Raw genomic sequence first — 18,045 nt, forward strand, 5'->3', positions numbered from 1 at the left:
AATATTATCACAAAATTCAAACTATTTATCTGCTCTTTTACAAAAATTTCATCTAATGAAATAAATTATGCATATATTGGATAAAATTGTAGATGATAACAAGTGAATAAATGCCCGAGTACGTTCAAAAGTGAATGCACCCCGACCACTTTTCATACGGGATTAACAGGACAAACTTAGATTAAAAGGAGAGTAAAACGTTATGAACCGTGTAAAGATTATTGCTGCTTCTTTACTCGCAGTTTTATTGCTAGCTTTTTCAGATAATTTCACTTCTGCAGCTGTGCAGGAGGCAATGATACGAGTTGTGCATGCATCACCTGATGCACCTGAAGTAGATATATATGTGGACAATCAAAGCATCGTAGTCGGCGCATCGTTTAAAGATGTGACAGATTACCTTAAGGTACCTGCGGGGTCTCATAAAGTAGAGGTATATGCTATAGGTACAAAAGGAAAAGAAAAACCTGTCATTTCCACTAATGTAACCGTCGAAGCAAACAAAGCCTATACCCTTGCTGCTATTAACCAAGTTGCACACTTAGAATTAAAAGTAGCTCAAGATGATATGAACGTAGCTAAAGGAAAGAGTAAAATCCGAATTGCTCACTTTTCTCCAGATGCTCCCGCTGTTAATGTAGGTATTAATCACGGCCCTACTTTGTTTAAAGACACTGCTTTTAAACAAATGACAAATTATTCTGAAGTAGATGCCGGAACTTATGATTTAACCATCGCAACTAGTCAAGACAATAAAAAAATACTGGAAATTCCAAAGCTTAATTTAGAAGCCAACACGGTCTACACGGTGCTCGCTATTAACAAAGCCGACAGCCTTGAAACACTGTTATTAAAAGATAATACTGCTATGCCTTCCGAAATGCCAAAAACAGGTATGGGCGGTGCTTCAGAGGATAATTATAATTCAATTGTGCCGGTTCTTACTTTATTGGGAATTGGAGCGGTCGCTATATTTGTTGTTCGTCGTCACAGAGGATACGAAAGCGAATGAAATGGATAGGAGGGGTTTTCACCTTTTCTTTTATACTATTCATGAGCAGCTGGTTTGCCCAATCAGCATTTGCAAACAGCTCGACGGATTTTGTTGTGAAGATGGCTGAAACAAAATCGGCTCAATCCTTGAATTCTTCAGGGACCGCTTCTACACCTCTTCCATCTCAGCTTATTATTCCGAAGCTTCATATCAAGGCTTTTATAAAAGGAATGGGCCTTACTAATCAAGGTGAAATGAGCGTTCCTGATAACGGTCATGATGTAGCATGGTTTAAGCTTGGAGCAAGACCCGGAGAGGAAGGAAATGCGGTCATTGCAGGACATGTTGATGACCAAAAAGGACCCGCTATCTTCTATCATCTCGACAAGCTCACAAAAGGAGATGAAATTTTTGTAACCGATCAGCAAGGTCAGCAGCTGGCCTTTGTTGTTACCAATAAAGCTTCTTACCCCCGAGAGTCTGCTCCTATCAGAGAGATTTTCGGTCCAACTTTTCAACACCAGCTTAATTTAATCACCTGTACGGGAACATTTGATCATAGACAGAAAACTCATGAGCGCAGACTCGTTATTTATACAAGCCTCCGCCCGGAAAAAACAGCCGATGTTTCTCACTAAACATCGGCCTTTATTACTTTTAATTACACACTGGTTCGTTTTATTTAAATATTTACACAGCCTTAATATGAACACAACATCTCGCTGGTAAACTAATGCACGACCCCTCAATAAAAAGGAGTTTTGATATGAGACGAAAATGGTGGTTTGTAAGCTCAATCACTTTTTGTTTATGCGGTATTTTTATGTTTATACATACGCAGGCAGCTTCTACTCAAGCAGAAAAAGTAGCCATTATTGCTCATCGAGGCGCATCAGGATATGAGCCAGAGCATACGATGCAATCTTATCTCACGGCCGTCCAGCAAAAAGCGGATTACATTGAACTTGATCTTCACATGTCTAAAGATCAGCAGCTTGTAGCCATTCATGACTACAAAGTTGACCGCACGACAAATGGAACAGGATATGTAAAACAGTATACAGTGAAGCAGCTTCAGCGTTTGAACGCAGGAAAAGGTCCTAAAAAAGCGGTCATTCCAACTTTAGAAGAAATATTCCGTACGTTTGGCAATCGAACAAACTATTATATTGAAACAAAATCTCCTCATGAATATCCAGGTATGGAAAAAGAATTGTTAACGCTGATGGCTAAGTACAACATTCATACCAGTCACGTCATTGTACAATCATTTAGTCCTGAAAGCTTAAAAACCGTCCATCGATACCGACCTACTATGAAACTAATTCAACTGATTCGTTCCAAGCAAACCAATATGTTAACAGATCAGCAGTTCAGACAAATTAAAACATACGCGAACGGCATCGGTCCTAACGCAAGCACGCTGACAAAACCATATGTACAAAAAGCTCGCTCGTATGATTTAGACGTCCACCCGTATACAGTAAATGATGAAAAACAAATGAGAACACTTATCGAGTGGGGCGTAACCGGCATGTTTACTAATTACCCGGATCGTCTTTATAACGTGCTTCATAAAAAATAAACACTTGCCGCGGCAAGTGTTTATTCTTTATACATCTCTTCTATTCGCTCGCCACAAGTACAGGCTAATTAATGCTATGGCATAAAGCAAAGCCCAGCCAAACACCAAAAATTTATTTAATCCTTCGTTAATAAATTGAATGATTGCAGATACGGGCGGCAGTACATACAGCAGCAGTCCGCCTCCTTGATACGGAAATGAAACGCCTGCCGCTGCAAGCGTAATGATTAAAATAAATAGAGGTCCAAACCATGATAAGCTGCCTTCTCTTACAACATCTCTTGTAAAAACAAGACCTATGCTCATACCAAGCAAACTAAACGTCCAGTGAATAATAAACCCAAACACCATTTGCTTAGTGGATATATCCACTTCAAACATATCAAGCAGCACGGGATAGGCAATTGAAACCGCTGATAAAAATGTAAACAGCAGAACACAGCTAATAAGTTTGCTCGTAAAGTACTTATTCTTTTTCCCTACGTGAAGTTTTGTAATAACTTCTTGACTGGAATCTTCCGCGTGAAACAGCGACATTGTAAACCAAGTGGTTAGAAAAAAGAGGAAAAGCGCCGTATTAAAAAAGCTATCAAGCACCGGGTTCGGTCTATATGTATAGTTCATACACAGCGAAATAATATAAAGTGCAAGCGGCGGAATATATCGATACGATTTAATATATGTAATAAAATGATAGCGAATCAATGCACCCATCTTAAATTTCTTCCCTTTCCATATGATATAGCTTTACAACTTCACCTTGAACAGCAAGTAATTCTGCAAGAAACTCGTTTACATATTTTTTATCTATATAAAAAATCCAGTAGTTTCCGTGCTGTTCAATTTTCGTGCACTTTTCTTTTAATAAACGAAGTGGCTTATTAAGAATCACATTTGCCTCAATAACCGTTAAATGCTCAATGAGTTGAACGCGCTCATTTTTTAAAATGCGCTGTGACCCAATGGTGATAACACGATCTGCTACAGCATGTATGAGCCTTTCTTCATGACACGTAAATACAATGGTCATCCCTCGTTCTTTTAGCTTTGTAAAAATTCGTTCTACTTCTAGCTGAGCACGCGCATCTAATCCTGATAGAGGTTCATCAAGCAATAGCAGCTTAGAAGAACTCAGCAGTGCTTGCATCATGTTGACTTTTTGCTTCATTCCTTTTGAAAAAGAAACGATTTCTTCATGTCTAAACTCTACCATTTCGAAAGTTTCGAGCAGCTCTTCAATTCTAGAGCTGCGCTTTTTCTTAGACAATCCTTGAATTCGTCCCATGTGCTGCAAATAACCTACTAGGGTAAAACGCAGCTCCTGAGGAAATTGCTCTACCACAAATCCAGGCGTACCGGTTTCTTTATCAAGGTGAATTGTTCCTTTAGTCGGTTTAGATAATCCGCCAATTAGCTTTAAAAACGTACTTTTTCCCGCCCCGTTTTTTCCAACAATCGCAACAGTCTCTCCTTTATAAAGGGTCGTATGAATGTTTTCTAATACGGTATGTTTTTTGTATACTTTTGCAACATTTTTTAATTCAATCAGTTTTTCCATCCGCTGCCTCGCCTCTCCATAATCCTATATGTTAAATCATAGCATATTTATGGGGAATGTGCTTCCATCTCTATACGTTTCAGCTAAATTTTTCCCGTACAAAAAAGCCTTTGATATGGTCAAAGGCTTTTTATAGACAATACCATATGCTCTTCATCAATAAATTCACCATCTACTTGAAGAGCTCTTTTTTCATACGCATAAGAAGTAAAACCGAGGCTTTTGTATAGGGCTTTTGCCCCTTCATTTTTAGCAGCGACAGCTAGGTAGATTTGCAAAACATTCGTTTTGGAAAAAGCTTGTTCAACAGCGGCTTTTAACAGCTTCTTCCCAAGACCTTTCCCCCTTGCTTCAGGGGCTACGTACATGCCCCAAATATCTCCTTTATGCTGAACTTTTAAAGGCTTTTGCTGCTGAAACCCTACAATCCCTACAAGCTGGCTTTCCATAAAAGCTCCTACTACAAATTCTGATTGGCTGCTTGGAAAATAATTTCTGATATCAGCAATTTCTTTTTCATATTCTTCTTCATAACTTAAAATAAAACTTTCGGGATGATCTTTTAAAGCACGAAGACGGAGTTCAAAGTACACGTCAGCGTCTTCTTTTGCCAACAATCGTATATTCATCTTTTCACCTTAGTTTCTTATGTTTTAATTAGCTATTAAGGACTGTACACGCTAAATACTTCATTCCACCGATACAGCTCATAATAATTTCCAGGCAGGTCTAAATCTGAAATGAGTACCTTGTCATTTTTCGTATCTTTTACGCGTGTTAAAAGATTTGCTTGTTTTCGATTTGTACGAATCCACATCGTTTGATTCGTTGCTTTATGATAAACAGGCGCGTAATCGCCTAAGCCTTTTTGCGGAAATGTGAACTGACTTTGCTTATTGGTCTTTACATTCATGCTATATAAAAAAGGCAGCGGCCTCTTTTTTTCATCATTCGACCACCCTGCTTCGGGCACACGTGAAATGATGATGTTATCTTTTTCTGTCCAAGTGAAATCCCAATCTGCGAAGCCTTTTGGCGTAAACACATGTTCTTTAAAAACGGGCATCTCTTTTAAAGTGAACTTTTTATTTTCGGTGGCAAATCTTCCTTCTCCATTAATAAATGCCAGTACTTGCTCTTCATTACTCCACTTAAACCAATTGGGTACATTAAGCATATCTCCCACCACTTGAAAAGCTTTTCCTTCTTTTGTAATGATGCACAGCTTATTTGCATCTGCAGACATCGAAGCCGTTGGAATAGCGATAAAACTAATCCATTGACCGTTAGGAGACCATTTAAAGCTGCTTGTTGTATACGCAAAAAATGAATCATTCTCTGCTGGCAGCGTCGTAAAAGCCTCTACTTTTTTCACGTCTAACCCTGCATATTTGCTCACTGTATATAGCTTTACCGGTCCCCATCCCGTGGGCGCCAGCGCAGCAGCTGACGTAATTAAAAATCGATCTCCTTCCGGAAACCATGAAAACTGATCAACTCCTATGGCTACACGCTTCTTTTCATGCGTTTTAACGTTGTAATATACTAAGATTCCATTCGAAATATACGCAAGCTCCTCGGCAACCGGTGACCATTGATAATGAGTCACATCATGTTCAACAAGCAGCGGTTTTCCTTTTAACGGTGCAATCATTAAAGAATCATTTTCTGCATACGCAACTATATCTCCATGTGATGACCATTGAGGCATAGAGGCATGACGGGCATAGGATAACTGCCTTTCGGTACCGTTATCATATACCCATAGGTTTCCTTGCCGTATAAAACTGACCTTCACTGTATTGGCAGCATTTATTTGCATAGGGAACAACATAAGAAAAAGCAGACATAACGCTATTTTTTTCACCATGTTCACTCCTGTCTTTTTTTATAGCGTTACACAAATCTCCTCATCTCATCACATTTTTGAAAAAATAAAAAAGCGCAGCGGATAGCTGCGCTTTTTGTATATTATGATTTTGACTTAGATTTTGGTGATGGCTTTGTTTTAGCTTGTGCTGCATTATTAGCCGCATCTTTTTCTTTTAATAAACTCATACGTTTTTTCAAGTAGTAACCTTGTCCAATTCCGAATAAGTTACCAATTACCCAATATAGTGCAAGAGCAGATGGAAGTGAAATTCCCGCTACTAAGATGAAGATTGGCATAATGTTCATCATGATTTTCATTGGAGGTTGAATTTCATCCGTCATACTTACACGAATTTGTAAGAATGTCGTAATCGCTGCAACTACCGGTAAAACGAAGTAAGGATCTGGCTTTCCTAAACTTACCCATAAGAATGAATGCTGCGCAATTTCATGCGTTCGTGCAATGGCATTATAAAATGCGATAATAATAGGCATTTGAATAAAGATTGGCAAACATCCGCCAACCGGATTAATTTTATGCGTTTGGTAAAGCTGCATCATTTCTTTTTGCTGCTTTTGCTGTGTTTCCGGATCTTTTTTACCAGCATATTTCTTTTGAATCTTTTCCATCTCTGGACGAAGTGCTTGCATAGCCATCGTGCTCTTTTGCTGTTTTAAAATAAGTGGCAATAGAACTAAACGAATGATAACCGTTGCAATAATAATAGACAGACCATAGCTTCCGCCTGCCCACTCGGCAATTTTCGTTAATGCCATAGATAAAGGGTAAACAAAATAATGATCCCAGAATCCGCCACTTGTAGCCGTAACCGGTGTTTTTGTACTGCTACAGCCGGCTAGAGCTAAAAGAAGCGCTCCCATTAAACCAAGCAATAATAATTTTTTATTTCTTTTCATATTCTTTCCTCCTAATAATGACTAAATGTATGAAGTGTTTTTCAGAAGGAAAGGATCTTCTTCATCATTATTCTTCTCTTTAACTGGTGTTTTTCTATACACATGTATAAATACATTTCGTCTTTTCCATATCGTTAATACTGAAGGATCGATCCCTGCATTCACATGGTCAGTGACAGGTTCCGCATGAAAAGCCGTAAACCTAGCTTCACGAAGCATGTAATAACAAAGGATGTATAAAACGAAAGCAGATAAATACGGCGCATATAGAAAAAGATCGTGATAAAATTCCATGTGCCAGCTCTCTTTCTGACTATAATAGTACAATCCAATATATGTAGTGTAGCATTTACGTTCCTGTTACACAACATCAACTTATCTCTTTGACTGTTCTACGTATTACTTTTTAAAAAGTTTCATATTTACGACACAAAATTTGCTCATCATAAAATATGATGAGCAAATCTAATCCCATTCTCTATTCTCGTATGCTTAGCGCTGGTTCTCAGTCTTCTTTTAGTTTCATGAACCACGTAACGCCGAATGCTACACCCACAGAAATAATCATACCGATGATATAGTGAATTAAATTGCTCATACCAAGCGGTGCGGCGATTGCCATCATTGGAATACCTGTGAGTCCGTAGGCGTTAGCTACTACGTGCATAAGTACCACGTAGCCTCCCCCCGCTGCTCCGCCTATAGCTGCAGCAATAAATGGCTTGCGAAGTCGTAAGTTGACCCCAAAAATAATCGGTTCTGTAATTCCTAAGAAGGAAGAAATAGCAGCTGGAATCGCAATTTTTTTCGTTTTGGCATTTTTCGTTTTAAAATAAACAGCCAGCCCTGCTCCTCCTTGCGCCACATTCGCACAGGCCCAAATAGGAAGTAAGAAGTTAACGCCAATCTTCGGATTAGCAAGCAGTCCTGCTTCAATAGCATGAAAACTATGCTGCAAGCCTGTTAATACAATGGTTGAATATAAGCCACCAAACAAAATTCCTGCAAACACTCCGGCTACATCGTATAGAGACTGAAGGCTAATGGAAATTAAATCTCCAATATAGCGACCGAAAGGACCAATAAACACAAGTGACACAAAGCCTGTAATAATAACAGTTAAAAAAGGCGTAACAAGTAAATCAACCGAATTCGGCACAATTTTCCGGAGTCCCTTTTCAATTTTGCTCATGACGTAGATAGCCAATAAAATCGGAACGACCGTACCTTGATAGCCAATCAGCGGAATACTTAAGCCAAACAAATCCATATATTCTGGCTTAGCATCTGCTAATGTCCATGGATTTAATAACATCGGATGCGTCAAAATCCCTCCGATAACCGCTCCAAGATAAGGGTTTGAACCAAATTCTTTTGCAGCTGAAAACCCGATTAAAATCGGTAAAATGATAAATGCTGCGCCTGAGAACATGTCCAATAAAACAAATAACGCACTATCTTCTGAGACCCAGTGGAACGCTTTCATCATACCGAGCAGTCCCATTAATAAACCGCTTGCTACAATGGCTGGAATAATCGGAACAAAAATATTGGAAAGCATGCGAGCAAAACGGGCAAATGGGTTCATCTTCTTCTTCATTTCTTCTTGGTGATCTACTGGGGCAGCAGCCTCTTCAGCGCCTAATTCTTTAACAAAAGCAGCGTGGATTTTATTAACGAGACCGGTTCCAAAAATGATTTGAAACTGTCCTGAATTTGAAAAAGCCCCTTTTACATCCTCTATTTCATCCAAACCTTTTTGATCGATTTTGCTTTCATCTCGAATAACGAGGCGCAAACGCGTAGCACAGTGCTGGGCACTAGCAATATTTTCTTTTCCTCCCAAAAGCGGAACAAGCTTTTTAGCAATTTCTTTTACGTCCATCTTACTTCCTCCTTGTTGTATGTCATAAAAAAAGCAAGACCTAAAACACGCTTATAAAAGACACACTTGTCCTTTATGCGCATTCTAGGTCTTGCCTGCTTTACCAGTCACAATCCCGATTATTCAATTAATACGCTTTCATTGTACTCAATGCAACAATATTCGTCAATGCTTTTTTCTATATTCTTTGCTCTATTCGGCAAATGTGAAGCGTGATGTAGCCTAACTCCGCTTCTGGAAAATTAATGTCGTACTCCTCTTTGACAAATTGCTTTATCGTTTCAGCACACTGATACGATTTTTTATATTTGACTTTTAATACGTCGAGCATCTCTTCATCCATCTCATGAAAAGGTTCATTTTGCGCTAAACGATTTAACGCAAAGCGCAAGTGAGTCAGCAGACGCTGATAGGACATGCTGTTTTCATCAATCTCCATATTCAGCTCTTTTTTTATAATCGTAACCATTTCATTAATAATCGTTGTATTCATCATGAGCTGCTGCATTCCTGGTGAATTCAGTTTCGCCGTATGAATATGAAGCGCAATATATCCCGCTTCATCGATCGGCATCGTGATGTCTAACCTCTTTTTGATATGCTGAAGAGCCCACACTCCTATTTCATACTCAGGCTGATAGAGTGATTTAATTTCATTAAGCAATTTATTTTGGATAGAAATTCCGCGGGCTATCCTTTCGACAGCAAAGGATAAATGATCGCTCAAAGCAATATGCACATGATGACTTAGCGTAGCAGAAAGCTGCTGCTCAGCATACGAAATGATTTCTTCCGCCACTTGAATATGCTCTTCAGGAAGATTTTTTAATAGTTCTTGAAACTTTTCCTGTTCTTCTTTCATGACAAAGACTTTCTCCACTTTTGCAGCATTAATAAGATCATTTTTACCTTTTTGAAAAGCGATGCCGGGACCCATCGCAATCTTTTCAACTCCGCCTTCCTTAAAGACAACGGCGTTGTTATTTAACACTTTTAAAATCTTCAAATGCGCTCTCCTTTCTTAAAGGAAAAGGCCTTGCTTATTACTTCATCGTTACTTTTGCACAAGCAGTTTCGCCTTTTTGAACCGTCCCTTGAGCCAAAATTTCGAAACTTTCACTTGCATCACTATTTGTAATAACAATTGGTGTGATAATGCTTTTCGCTTTTTCTTGAATAAGCGCTAAATCAAATGTAATAAGAGGTGTTCCTACACTTACTTTGTCACCTTGTGTTACGTGAGCTTCGAATCCTTCGCCTTCCATTGCCACTGTTTCAAGGCCGATATGTATTAATACTTCTGTACCGGCTTCTGTTTTTAAGCCTACCGCATGTTTTGTATGAAAAAGCTGAACGACTTCCCCAGCAACGGGTGAAACAACTTGTCCTTCTGAAGGTTCGATTGCAAAACCGTCTCCCATCATCTTCTGTGCGAACACTGGATCTGGCACTTCGCTGATTGGCAGGATATTACCTGAAAGCGGAGCTAGAACGGTTGTTTCTTTTGATTTTGTCTTATTACCAAATAATTTTTTAAACATCTCAATCACCCTTTTTTAGATTGTACTTGTAGCATACCCCAATGATTCTGCAGAAAAACTTCCCCTATCCTGATGGTACATTAACATGGTCATTATTTAACCATGCTTTTTTTATCTTGTAAATAAAAATGTATAAGCGCTTTTATAAGAAGCACGTTCCCTATGCTGCACTTTATGTAACCCTTTCTACATCTTCTGAAGGGTGGATATTGAATTTCAACCCTAAAAAAGAGGTTAAGACATAAACAAATGAATCCAATCTAAAGACGAATAACTCGTATACATGAGCCGAACCGCTTTTGACACCGCAGTTGATTTCCGTGCAAGACTTCGCTTTCCGCGGGCGGATGCTGAGCCTCCTCGTCGCATACGCTCCTGTGGGGTCTCACCTATTCCGCTTTTCCCGCAGGAGTCTTCGGCTTGCCCTCCCATCAACTGCTAGAAAGACTTACAAACATGAAACCTACGTTCACCGTAACAAAAAAAAACGAACCACTAATCAAACATCTTGATCAGTGGTTCGTTTTTCACTTCGCCTAAAATCCTTTTGTCCCAGCCTCTTGAGATTAGAACGTTGACGCAACTTCTTTTGCTTTTTCAGATGCTTTTGCTAGAATATTGTCTGCTTCTGCTGGCGTGTAAGCCATGCCTTCTGCAACAACCAGTTGGAAATCTTGAACACCAATGAATCCCATTACTGTACGTAAATAGCTTTGAGTAAATTCGAGCTCTGCCGCAGGGCCTTCTGAATACACGCCTCCACGAGCTTCTAGTAATACTACCTTTTTATCTGAAGCTAATCCTACTGGACCATTTTCAGTATATTTAAACGTTTTTCCTGCAATTAAAATGTTATCAATATATGCTTTCATTAGTGGAGGGAAGCTTAAGTTCCACATTGGAGCTGAGAAAATAACTTTGTCAGCTTGTAAAAACTGCTCTACTAATTCACCCATACGCGTTACTTTTTCTAACTCAACAGCTGATAATTCTTCACCAGCTCCAGCTTTTCCCCATGCTGCTAAAACATCTCCATCAATGAATGGAACTGTTTCTTTATACAGATCAAGCGTTGTCACTGTATCAGTCGGGTTTGCTGTTTTATACTCATCCAAGAAAACCTGTGCTAAACGAGTTGAAAATGATGCTTCATCAACCTGCGGATTTACTTTTACATATAATACATTTGCCATAAATGTCATCTCCTAAAAAGTGTCTATTATCATCAATTCGAGATATTACTAAACAAATTATCTTTAATTCGAGATTTATTATATAACGCCATTTTTTATGCGTCAACCCTTTCGCACAAAAAAACTCCGCAAGCGGAGTTTTATACACATTGAAATTCTCGAATTTGATTTACATCTACCCCAGCATACACCCAGAAAGATCCTGTCCAGCGATATCCTGCAACTGAGCGTCTGCCCACAAAGGTTGGGTAAAACCAGTAAGGTCGACCATTTCTCGGCCATATATAGGTGTATCGGTATAAGCATCCTGAAATAGCGCCTGGATCAACAGCATAAAGCGATGGACCTCCTGAACCTAGCTTTGGTGCAGGTGTAAAACCTGGCGGCGGACTTGAAGGTGGCTGCGCTCCTCCCTGCGGCGGAAACCCTTGGCCCCCTCCTCCAGGTGGTGGCGGTGGAAAGCCTTGACCTCCTCCTCCAGGTGGTGGCGGCGGAAAGCCCTGACCTCCTCCTCCAGGTGGAAACGATGGAAAGCCTTGGCCTCCTCCAGGTGGAAACAAATTTTGAAAACGTGGATCGTATTGATATGGATACATACGCACTCCCCCTTTATAATGCTTGCTACGTTACAATATGCATCATAATGAAGATAGGTGAATGTCTACTTTTACCTTCTATAGACTAATGGAACGATGTCAAACTTGGTGAGCTTAAAGGAGGCTTACCCGAAGAAATAATAAATCCAACACGGAAACTACTTGCGTGTTGGATCTGCTTGCGGAAAATATTTTTCAATAAAATTATACAGCCAAAATACGGTAATCAAAATAGGCGCTATCAGAAAAGGATGTTGAACCCACATTTTCACCAGTACCTTTTCAAATGACGGAATCGATTTTAACACTTGAAATAACGAGCTTCCGCTAAAAATAACGCTCGTTCCTATCAATAAAAAAGACAGCGAGTTAAATTGATCTATCCACATACTCATAGAGATATAAAAACTAACACCGGTTCCTATGCCCCCCATTATTCCGCTTAAAATACTTTTTACCGAAAAAGGAATCCCCACAAACCATCCGGCTCCTAGTCCTGCACACCCTGCTAAAATGCTAGAAAAAAGCAGCGGCTGCTCAAGCCAAAGACATGCATTCACTCCAACCACTAAGGTAACATGTATTCCTACGTGAAGGGAAATTCTTTTGCCAACAGGCTCTGAAACATAATGATGGTAGCGCCCGATATAAAAAATTGTCCACCATAATAATAAAAATGCTGTCAAACTTGCCCCTATAATCATAAACACACCTCTCTACGTTATGATTCTATTAATCTCTATCTATTATTTTCCTAATATCCTGTGTCTCTTATTCGGTAATCTACCCTATGCCTTCCATACGTTCATCAGTAAGAAAGTAGACTATGAATGTTTACTTGTAGGGAGCTAAGAAGTTGAATGTCTGCATGTAGAAAAAGATAGTGTAGAACACTTTCTCTTACCTTTACTATTATTCATATGTATAGCTTGCTAGATTTAGTCCTTGCAGTTTAGAATTTTTCAGTCGTTCATATGAAACTATTTGCCCCTTTCTTTCGTTATATATATACATGTTTCTTTATCTTTTCACGTGCAAAAAAAGATAAATTCCTATAATATGTTTTCATATTAACCTTTAAGGAGATAAAGAAGATGAATTGAATAAATCCTTACAAATAGAGTTTTTAGAAAAAAGAAATTGTTATCATTTCTCCTATTTATGTTATAGAATAATTCATGTATAATAAAAGGCTGTATGGTAACGCAGCTTGCGACATATCTTTTCTTACTTTTAGCAAGTCTATATTCAAAGCAAAAACTGCAAAGCGGGGTTAGTGCGACTCTTCATTAATCGACTTTGCATTAAAAACCAGCATTTTTCTTTTATCATAAAGAAAGAATGAGATTTAATAGTGACAGGTGAATAATATGGGTGAAAATCAAAGAAATGTTAGTAGATTTGACTGGAACTTGGCTTTCCTAATCTTCCTATTGTTTTGCGTAAGCGTTGTGGCAATCCATAGTGCTGAAAAAATTGGGCAGTATGATAAGAACTTCGTAGCGCAACAAGTTGTTTTTTATATTATTGGAATGGTGATTATAGGATTTGTCATGCGTTTTGACTCCGATCAGCTTCAAAAGCTAACGTGGGTTTTTTATGGATTTGGGAACTTTTTATTGCTTCTTTTACTAGTGGCTCCTTCAAGTATTGCCAGAGAAATTAACGGGGCAAAAAGTTGGTTCACACTTCCCGGCTTCTCGTTGCAGCCATCAGAGTTTATGAAAGTGTTTTTGATTATCACACTGAGTACGGTCATTGTTAAACACAATGAAAAATATCGTATCCGAACAGTAAGAGAAGACTTTTTACTGCTTGGTAAACTAGGCGCTGTACTTGCTTTACCTTTATTGTTAATCATGCAGCAGCCTGACTTAGGTACCGCTCTTGTGTTCTTAGCAATCACAGTTGGACTTGTATTTGTTTCAGGCGTAAGCTGGAAAATCATCGCGCCTGCATTTTTAGGTATTACAGCGGTTGGTTCTGTTATTTTGGGACTTGTTGTTTATGCACCTAACTTATTAGAAAAGTATCTAGGGGTTAAGCAATACCAATTTGGACGTATTTATTCTTGGCTTGATCCTGAGTCGTATAGTTCGGGAGAGGGCTATCATTTAAAGAAATCGTTAGATGCGATTGGGTCAGGAATGGTAAACGGTAAAGGGATCGGAAATGGAGTTGTCTATTTGCCAGAAGGACAGACCGACTTTATTTTTGCGGTTATTGGAGAAGAGTTTGGCTTTATAGGCGCCAGCATTGTTATTAGTCTTTTCTTCGTACTCGTTTATTACTTGATCAAGCTAGGGCTTGAAACAAAAAATGAATTCAATTCTTACTTATGTGTAGGCGTTATTTCAATGCTTACGTTCCACGTATTTCAAAATATCGGTATGACCATTCAAGTCTTGCCTATTACCGGAATTCCACTTCCTTTTATTTCATATGGAGGTAGTTCACTGATGGGGAACATGTTTGCAATGGGTCTGATGTTTGGAATCTCATGGCATCACAAACGCTATATGTTTGGAAATGATTAAAGAGAGACAATGGTCTCTCTTTTTTCTTTTATCTCCCTATTAAGCATGCCACAATAAAGAAAACGCTTTCAAAATCTGTTTTAAAAGGAGTAGATATGCATGCTTGATTACCAATATCGGCGCAAAGCCTATGCTATTTTGTTAAAACAGACATCCGCACCTTCATCTACAACTTCTTTTTCCACCTGGCTCATACAGCTACTAAAACGAAACAAGTAAAAAAGGTGTGCTACTGCACACCTTTTATTTGTTCGACAGCGACGTTAAGCCAATCTGCCTAACGATTTTTTTACTCTCTTCATTTAATCCTTTTACAATAACCTTTTTATTCAATCGCTCGTACTTATCGATAATTTTCGAGATGCCAATCACGGCCGATTGATCCCATATATGAGAAGAACTAAAATCAATAATGATGGTATCTGGGTCTGTTTCATACTGAAATTCATCCATAAAGAAACTGATGGTAGCAAAAAATAATTGCCCTGAAACTCTGTATTGCTTCGTATTACCTTCTGTTTGTGAAGTTGTTTTGATTTTAGCCATCTTCCAGCCAAATACAATCGTACTTAAAACAATACCTACCATTACTCCTAATGCTAAGTTATGTGTAAACAATACGATAACCACCGTAACAACCATTACAATGGCATCCGATAGCGGATATTTCGTTAAGTCTTTAAGGGACTGCCAATCAAATGTACCGGCAGCTACCATAAACATAACGCCTACAAGAGCAGCCATTGGAATTTGTTTAACAACATCGCCAAGCACCATAATTAAGAACAATAAAAAGACTCCGGCGACTAAGGTAGATAACCTTCCACGTCCCCCTGATTTTACATTAATCATAGATTGTCCAATCATGGCACAGCCAGCCATTCCTCCAAAGAAACCTGTTACAATATTAGCAATGCCTTGACCGCGCGCTTCTTTATTTTTATTCGAAGGCGTATCTGTAATTTCGTCCAGTACCGTTGCCGTTAGCATAGATTCAAGTAGGCCTACAATCGCCAAAGGAAGCGAATAAGGTAAAATGATGAGCAGTGTCTCCACTGATAAATCAACCTTTGGAAAGTGAAGAACCGGCAATGAACGCGTAATATTCCCCATATCTCCTACCGTTTTTAAATCTAAATGAAAGACAATCGCTACAATCGTCATCAAGACAATCGCAACAAGCGGAGATGGTATTGCCTTGGTCATGAGCGGAAATAAATAGACGATGAGCAGCGTTCCGGCTACCATGGCGTACATCATCCAATTTGCTCCTTCAAAATGCGGAAGCTGTGCGGTAAAAATCAAAATACCGAGCGCATTTACAAAGCCAATCATCACTGTTTGAGGAAGAAACGATAAAAACCTTCCTACTTTCAAAACACCAAGTAAAATTTGAATAATTCCGGTTAAAACAGTAGCTGCAAATAAATACTCAATGCCGTGATCTTTGACTAAGTTAATCATCAATAAAGACATTGCTCCTGTTGCAGCTGAAATCATAGCTGGTCTTCCACCTGTAAAAGCAATCACAATTGCCATACAAAAAGATGCATACAGACCAACCATAGGATCGACACCGGCGATAATGGAAAAAGCAAGGGCTTCTGGAATAAGCGCAAGAGCAACTGTCATCCCTGACAAAATGTCTGCTCGAACATTTGAAAACCACTGCTGTTTAATACTTGCCATCATGATGGTTTATCACCTCTTATGAATTTTTTATACGATTTTCGACTTTCACGAAAATCAAGGCCGTTTTTAACGTATCAAATCGTACCATACAATTTCCTATTTGGAAACAATTAATTTTCGCAAATAAAAAGACGAGAAGCTTGATTGCTTCTCGTCTTTTTATTTGTTACGCGGCAGCATTTCGCTTCCATTCAGCAAATAAATGAAATTATGTTCATTCATTAATTGCTGCTTCAAGCGCAACAACAATCATATCGTTGAACGTCGTTTGACGTTCTTCTGACGTTGTTTCTTCACCAGTGAAGATGTGATCACTTACTGTTAAAACCGACAAAGCATTACAGCCGTATTTAGCGGCTAGCGTATACAGAGCCGTCGTTTCCATTTCAACTGCCAATACGCCGTGAGCTGCTAATTTTTCTAGCTGGCCGTCTTCATTGTAAAATTGATCAGATGTAAATACACTTCCTACTTTTAACTGAAGGCCTTTTTCAACACCTGCATCGTAAGCGCGCTTTAATAAATCAAAGTTAGCTGTCGGTGCATAGTCAATAGGACCAAATTTAACGCGGTTCATTTGTGAATCACTTGACGAAGACATGGCTAAAATAACGTCACGTACTTTTACATCTTTTTGGATTGCTCCGCATGTACCCACGCGAATTAGGTTTTGAACACCATATTCATTCATTAGTTCATTTACATAAATAGCAATCGATGGTACACCCATTCCCGTTCCTTGAACAGAAACGCGCTTTCCTTTATATGTTCCTGTAAATCCAAGCATACCGCGCACTTCGTTATAGCACGTTACGTCTTCTAAAAACGTTTCTGCAATGTATTTTGCACGAAGTGGATCACCTGGAAGTAAAATCGTTTCTGCAATATCACCTTGTTTTGCCCCAATATGTACGCTCATTTCGTACCTCCTATATGTAAAAAATCTTACGCTTTCACTATACCATATTGTATCCCTTGCATGTCTATTTACTTCTAACATTATGCGTCAAAAATAAAAAGACATACTGCCCAAAAAATGGCGTAGTATGTCTTTTTATATAAGGGTACGCTAATAGCGCAAGGGATTTACTAACTTTAGCTGAGGTGATATGTATGGGGAAAAAACATCGCAACCGAATTAATTCGCCTAAAAAGAATAATCACATTCCAAAAGAAGCAATTATAGCAGAACATGAAGCCCATGGAGATGAATATTCAGCAACAAACCGAAAAAATGGCCCTGGTCATCATACTCGTGATTACTAAGAGTCAACATATAAATAAAAAGCGGCCAGATAGGTCGCTTTTACCTTATGTTTAACGTACATGCAGGCGATTCACTTTTTGCCATCCGTCTGTCCATAGCTTGTAGTAATATTTCCCTCGAGTACCTTCATCAATTAACAAAATATCGCCTGTGCTAATAAATCTCGCATCACAATCTTTTGGCAAATTATCAGCAATATTAAACATCTGAAATACTTGTGTTGCAGCGTCTTGATGATCGAATGCTGTAATCGTTAGACGATGGACAGGCTTATATCCGCGCTTTTCGCCTTTTTCTTCTGTTTGCATAATGGTTACATCATATTCTGTGCTAATATTAAATTGTTTTTTTATTGTAGTCCACACACTCAACATTCTTCCCTCCACCCAAAAGCAAGTATTTACTCT

General features: G+C 38.8%; 21 protein-coding genes. 5 read left to right on the forward strand and 16 right to left on the reverse strand.

The window, feature by feature from the left end; genetic code table 11:
* Positions 1 to 202 precede the first annotated feature (202 nt).
* From WKH56_RS00695 to WKH56_RS00705, 3 genes are all read left to right on the forward strand, one after another.
* Positions 203 to 1,012 carry a DUF4397 domain-containing protein gene (locus tag WKH56_RS00695; protein ID WP_048019902.1) on the forward strand — a complete coding sequence of 270 codons (810 nt, stop codon included), beginning with the start codon at positions 203 to 205 and terminating at the stop codon, positions 1,010 to 1,012.
* A gap of 41 nt (positions 1,013 to 1,053) precedes the next feature.
* On the forward strand, positions 1,054 to 1,632 hold the full coding sequence (locus WKH56_RS00700) for a class F sortase (protein WP_342834713.1): 579 nt from the start codon (positions 1,054 to 1,056) through the stop codon (positions 1,630 to 1,632).
* A gap of 128 nt (positions 1,633 to 1,760) precedes the next feature.
* A complete protein-coding gene (locus WKH56_RS00705) occupies positions 1,761 to 2,579 on the forward strand; it encodes a glycerophosphodiester phosphodiesterase family protein (RefSeq protein WP_048019900.1) in 819 nt (272 codons plus the stop codon).
* Positions 2,580 to 2,606: 27 nt separating this feature from the next.
* Here WKH56_RS00705 and WKH56_RS00710 read toward each other — a convergent pair whose 3' ends face one another.
* From WKH56_RS00710 to WKH56_RS00770, 13 genes are all read right to left on the reverse strand, one after another.
* On the reverse strand, positions 2,607 to 3,293 hold the full coding sequence (locus WKH56_RS00710) for a hypothetical protein (protein WP_028415100.1): 687 nt from the start codon (positions 3,291 to 3,293) through the stop codon (positions 2,607 to 2,609).
* A gap of 1 nt (position 3,294) precedes the next feature.
* Positions 3,295 to 4,137 carry an ATP-binding cassette domain-containing protein gene (locus WKH56_RS00715; protein ID WP_028415101.1) on the reverse strand — a complete coding sequence of 281 codons (843 nt, stop codon included), beginning with the start codon at positions 4,135 to 4,137 and terminating at the stop codon, positions 3,295 to 3,297.
* A gap of 119 nt (positions 4,138 to 4,256) precedes the next feature.
* A complete protein-coding gene (locus WKH56_RS00720) occupies positions 4,257 to 4,766 on the reverse strand; it encodes a GNAT family N-acetyltransferase (RefSeq protein WP_033579864.1) in 510 nt (169 codons plus the stop codon).
* Positions 4,767 to 4,801: 35 nt separating this feature from the next.
* Positions 4,802 to 6,007, reverse strand: a complete 1,206-nt coding sequence (locus WKH56_RS00725) for a TolB family protein (RefSeq protein WP_034328202.1) — start codon at positions 6,005 to 6,007, stop codon at positions 4,802 to 4,804.
* A gap of 101 nt (positions 6,008 to 6,108) precedes the next feature.
* Complete coding sequence (gene yidC / locus WKH56_RS00730; RefSeq protein WP_342834714.1) at positions 6,109 to 6,927, reverse strand: membrane protein insertase YidC; 819 nt, start codon at positions 6,925 to 6,927, stop codon at positions 6,109 to 6,111.
* Positions 6,928 to 6,948: 21 nt separating this feature from the next.
* Positions 6,949 to 7,221: a hypothetical protein gene (locus WKH56_RS00735; RefSeq protein ID WP_013058702.1), complete on the reverse strand. Its 273-nt coding sequence runs from the start codon at positions 7,219 to 7,221 to the stop codon at positions 6,949 to 6,951.
* 211 nt (positions 7,222 to 7,432) lie between these two features.
* A complete protein-coding gene (locus tag WKH56_RS00740) occupies positions 7,433 to 8,812 on the reverse strand; it encodes a sucrose-specific PTS transporter subunit IIBC (protein WP_028415103.1) in 1,380 nt (459 codons plus the stop codon).
* Positions 8,813 to 8,990: 178 nt separating this feature from the next.
* A complete protein-coding gene (locus WKH56_RS00745) occupies positions 8,991 to 9,818 on the reverse strand; it encodes a PRD domain-containing protein (RefSeq protein ID WP_048019898.1) in 828 nt (275 codons plus the stop codon).
* Between the two features lie 37 nt (positions 9,819 to 9,855).
* Positions 9,856 to 10,353 (reverse strand): PTS sugar transporter subunit IIA, encoded by a 498-nt coding sequence (locus tag WKH56_RS00750; RefSeq protein WP_028415105.1) that lies wholly within the window; start codon positions 10,351 to 10,353, stop codon positions 9,856 to 9,858.
* 234 nt (positions 10,354 to 10,587) lie between these two features.
* Entirely contained in the window at positions 10,588 to 10,785 is a 198-nt protein-coding gene (locus WKH56_RS00755) for a hypothetical protein (protein ID WP_372452798.1), read from the reverse strand.
* Between the two features lie 134 nt (positions 10,786 to 10,919).
* On the reverse strand, positions 10,920 to 11,546 hold the full coding sequence (locus tag WKH56_RS00760; RefSeq protein ID WP_014458563.1) for an FMN-dependent NADH-azoreductase: 627 nt from the start codon (positions 11,544 to 11,546) through the stop codon (positions 10,920 to 10,922).
* Positions 11,547 to 11,686: 140 nt separating this feature from the next.
* Positions 11,687 to 12,142, reverse strand: a complete 456-nt coding sequence (locus WKH56_RS00765; protein WP_014458562.1) for a hypothetical protein — start codon at positions 12,140 to 12,142, stop codon at positions 11,687 to 11,689.
* A 158-nt stretch (positions 12,143 to 12,300) separates the two neighbouring features.
* Positions 12,301 to 12,846, reverse strand: coding sequence for a hypothetical protein (locus WKH56_RS00770; RefSeq protein WP_048019897.1), 546 nt, complete (start codon positions 12,844 to 12,846; stop codon positions 12,301 to 12,303).
* 666 nt (positions 12,847 to 13,512) lie between these two features.
* On the opposite strand from WKH56_RS00770, the gene WKH56_RS00775 reads away from it, so the two are divergent.
* Complete coding sequence (locus WKH56_RS00775) at positions 13,513 to 14,679, forward strand: FtsW/RodA/SpoVE family cell cycle protein (RefSeq protein ID WP_014458560.1); 1,167 nt, start codon at positions 13,513 to 13,515, stop codon at positions 14,677 to 14,679.
* Between the two features lie 243 nt (positions 14,680 to 14,922).
* Here the strand turns inward: WKH56_RS00775 and WKH56_RS00780 are convergent, their stop codons facing one another.
* Together WKH56_RS00780 and deoD are read right to left on the reverse strand one after the other, a co-directional pair.
* Entirely contained in the window at positions 14,923 to 16,371 is a 1,449-nt protein-coding gene (locus tag WKH56_RS00780; RefSeq protein WP_048019896.1) for a SulP family inorganic anion transporter, read from the reverse strand.
* 214 nt (positions 16,372 to 16,585) lie between these two features.
* The gene (gene deoD / locus WKH56_RS00785; protein ID WP_116077329.1) at positions 16,586 to 17,290 is read right to left on the reverse strand and encodes a purine-nucleoside phosphorylase; all 705 of its coding nucleotides are present in this window, start codon (positions 17,288 to 17,290) and stop codon (positions 16,586 to 16,588) included.
* A gap of 194 nt (positions 17,291 to 17,484) precedes the next feature.
* Here deoD and WKH56_RS00790 point away from each other — a divergent pair, with 194 nt between their 5' ends.
* The gene (locus tag WKH56_RS00790; RefSeq protein ID WP_013058712.1) at positions 17,485 to 17,637 is read left to right on the forward strand and encodes a hypothetical protein; all 153 of its coding nucleotides are present in this window, start codon (positions 17,485 to 17,487) and stop codon (positions 17,635 to 17,637) included.
* 51 nt (positions 17,638 to 17,688) lie between these two features.
* Here the strand turns inward: WKH56_RS00790 and WKH56_RS00795 are convergent, their stop codons facing one another.
* Complete coding sequence (locus tag WKH56_RS00795; protein WP_013058713.1) at positions 17,689 to 18,012, reverse strand: hypothetical protein; 324 nt, start codon at positions 18,010 to 18,012, stop codon at positions 17,689 to 17,691.
* Positions 18,013 to 18,045: the final 33 nt, after the last annotated feature.

It is taken from the genome of Priestia sp. SB1 (genome assembly GCF_038898415.1).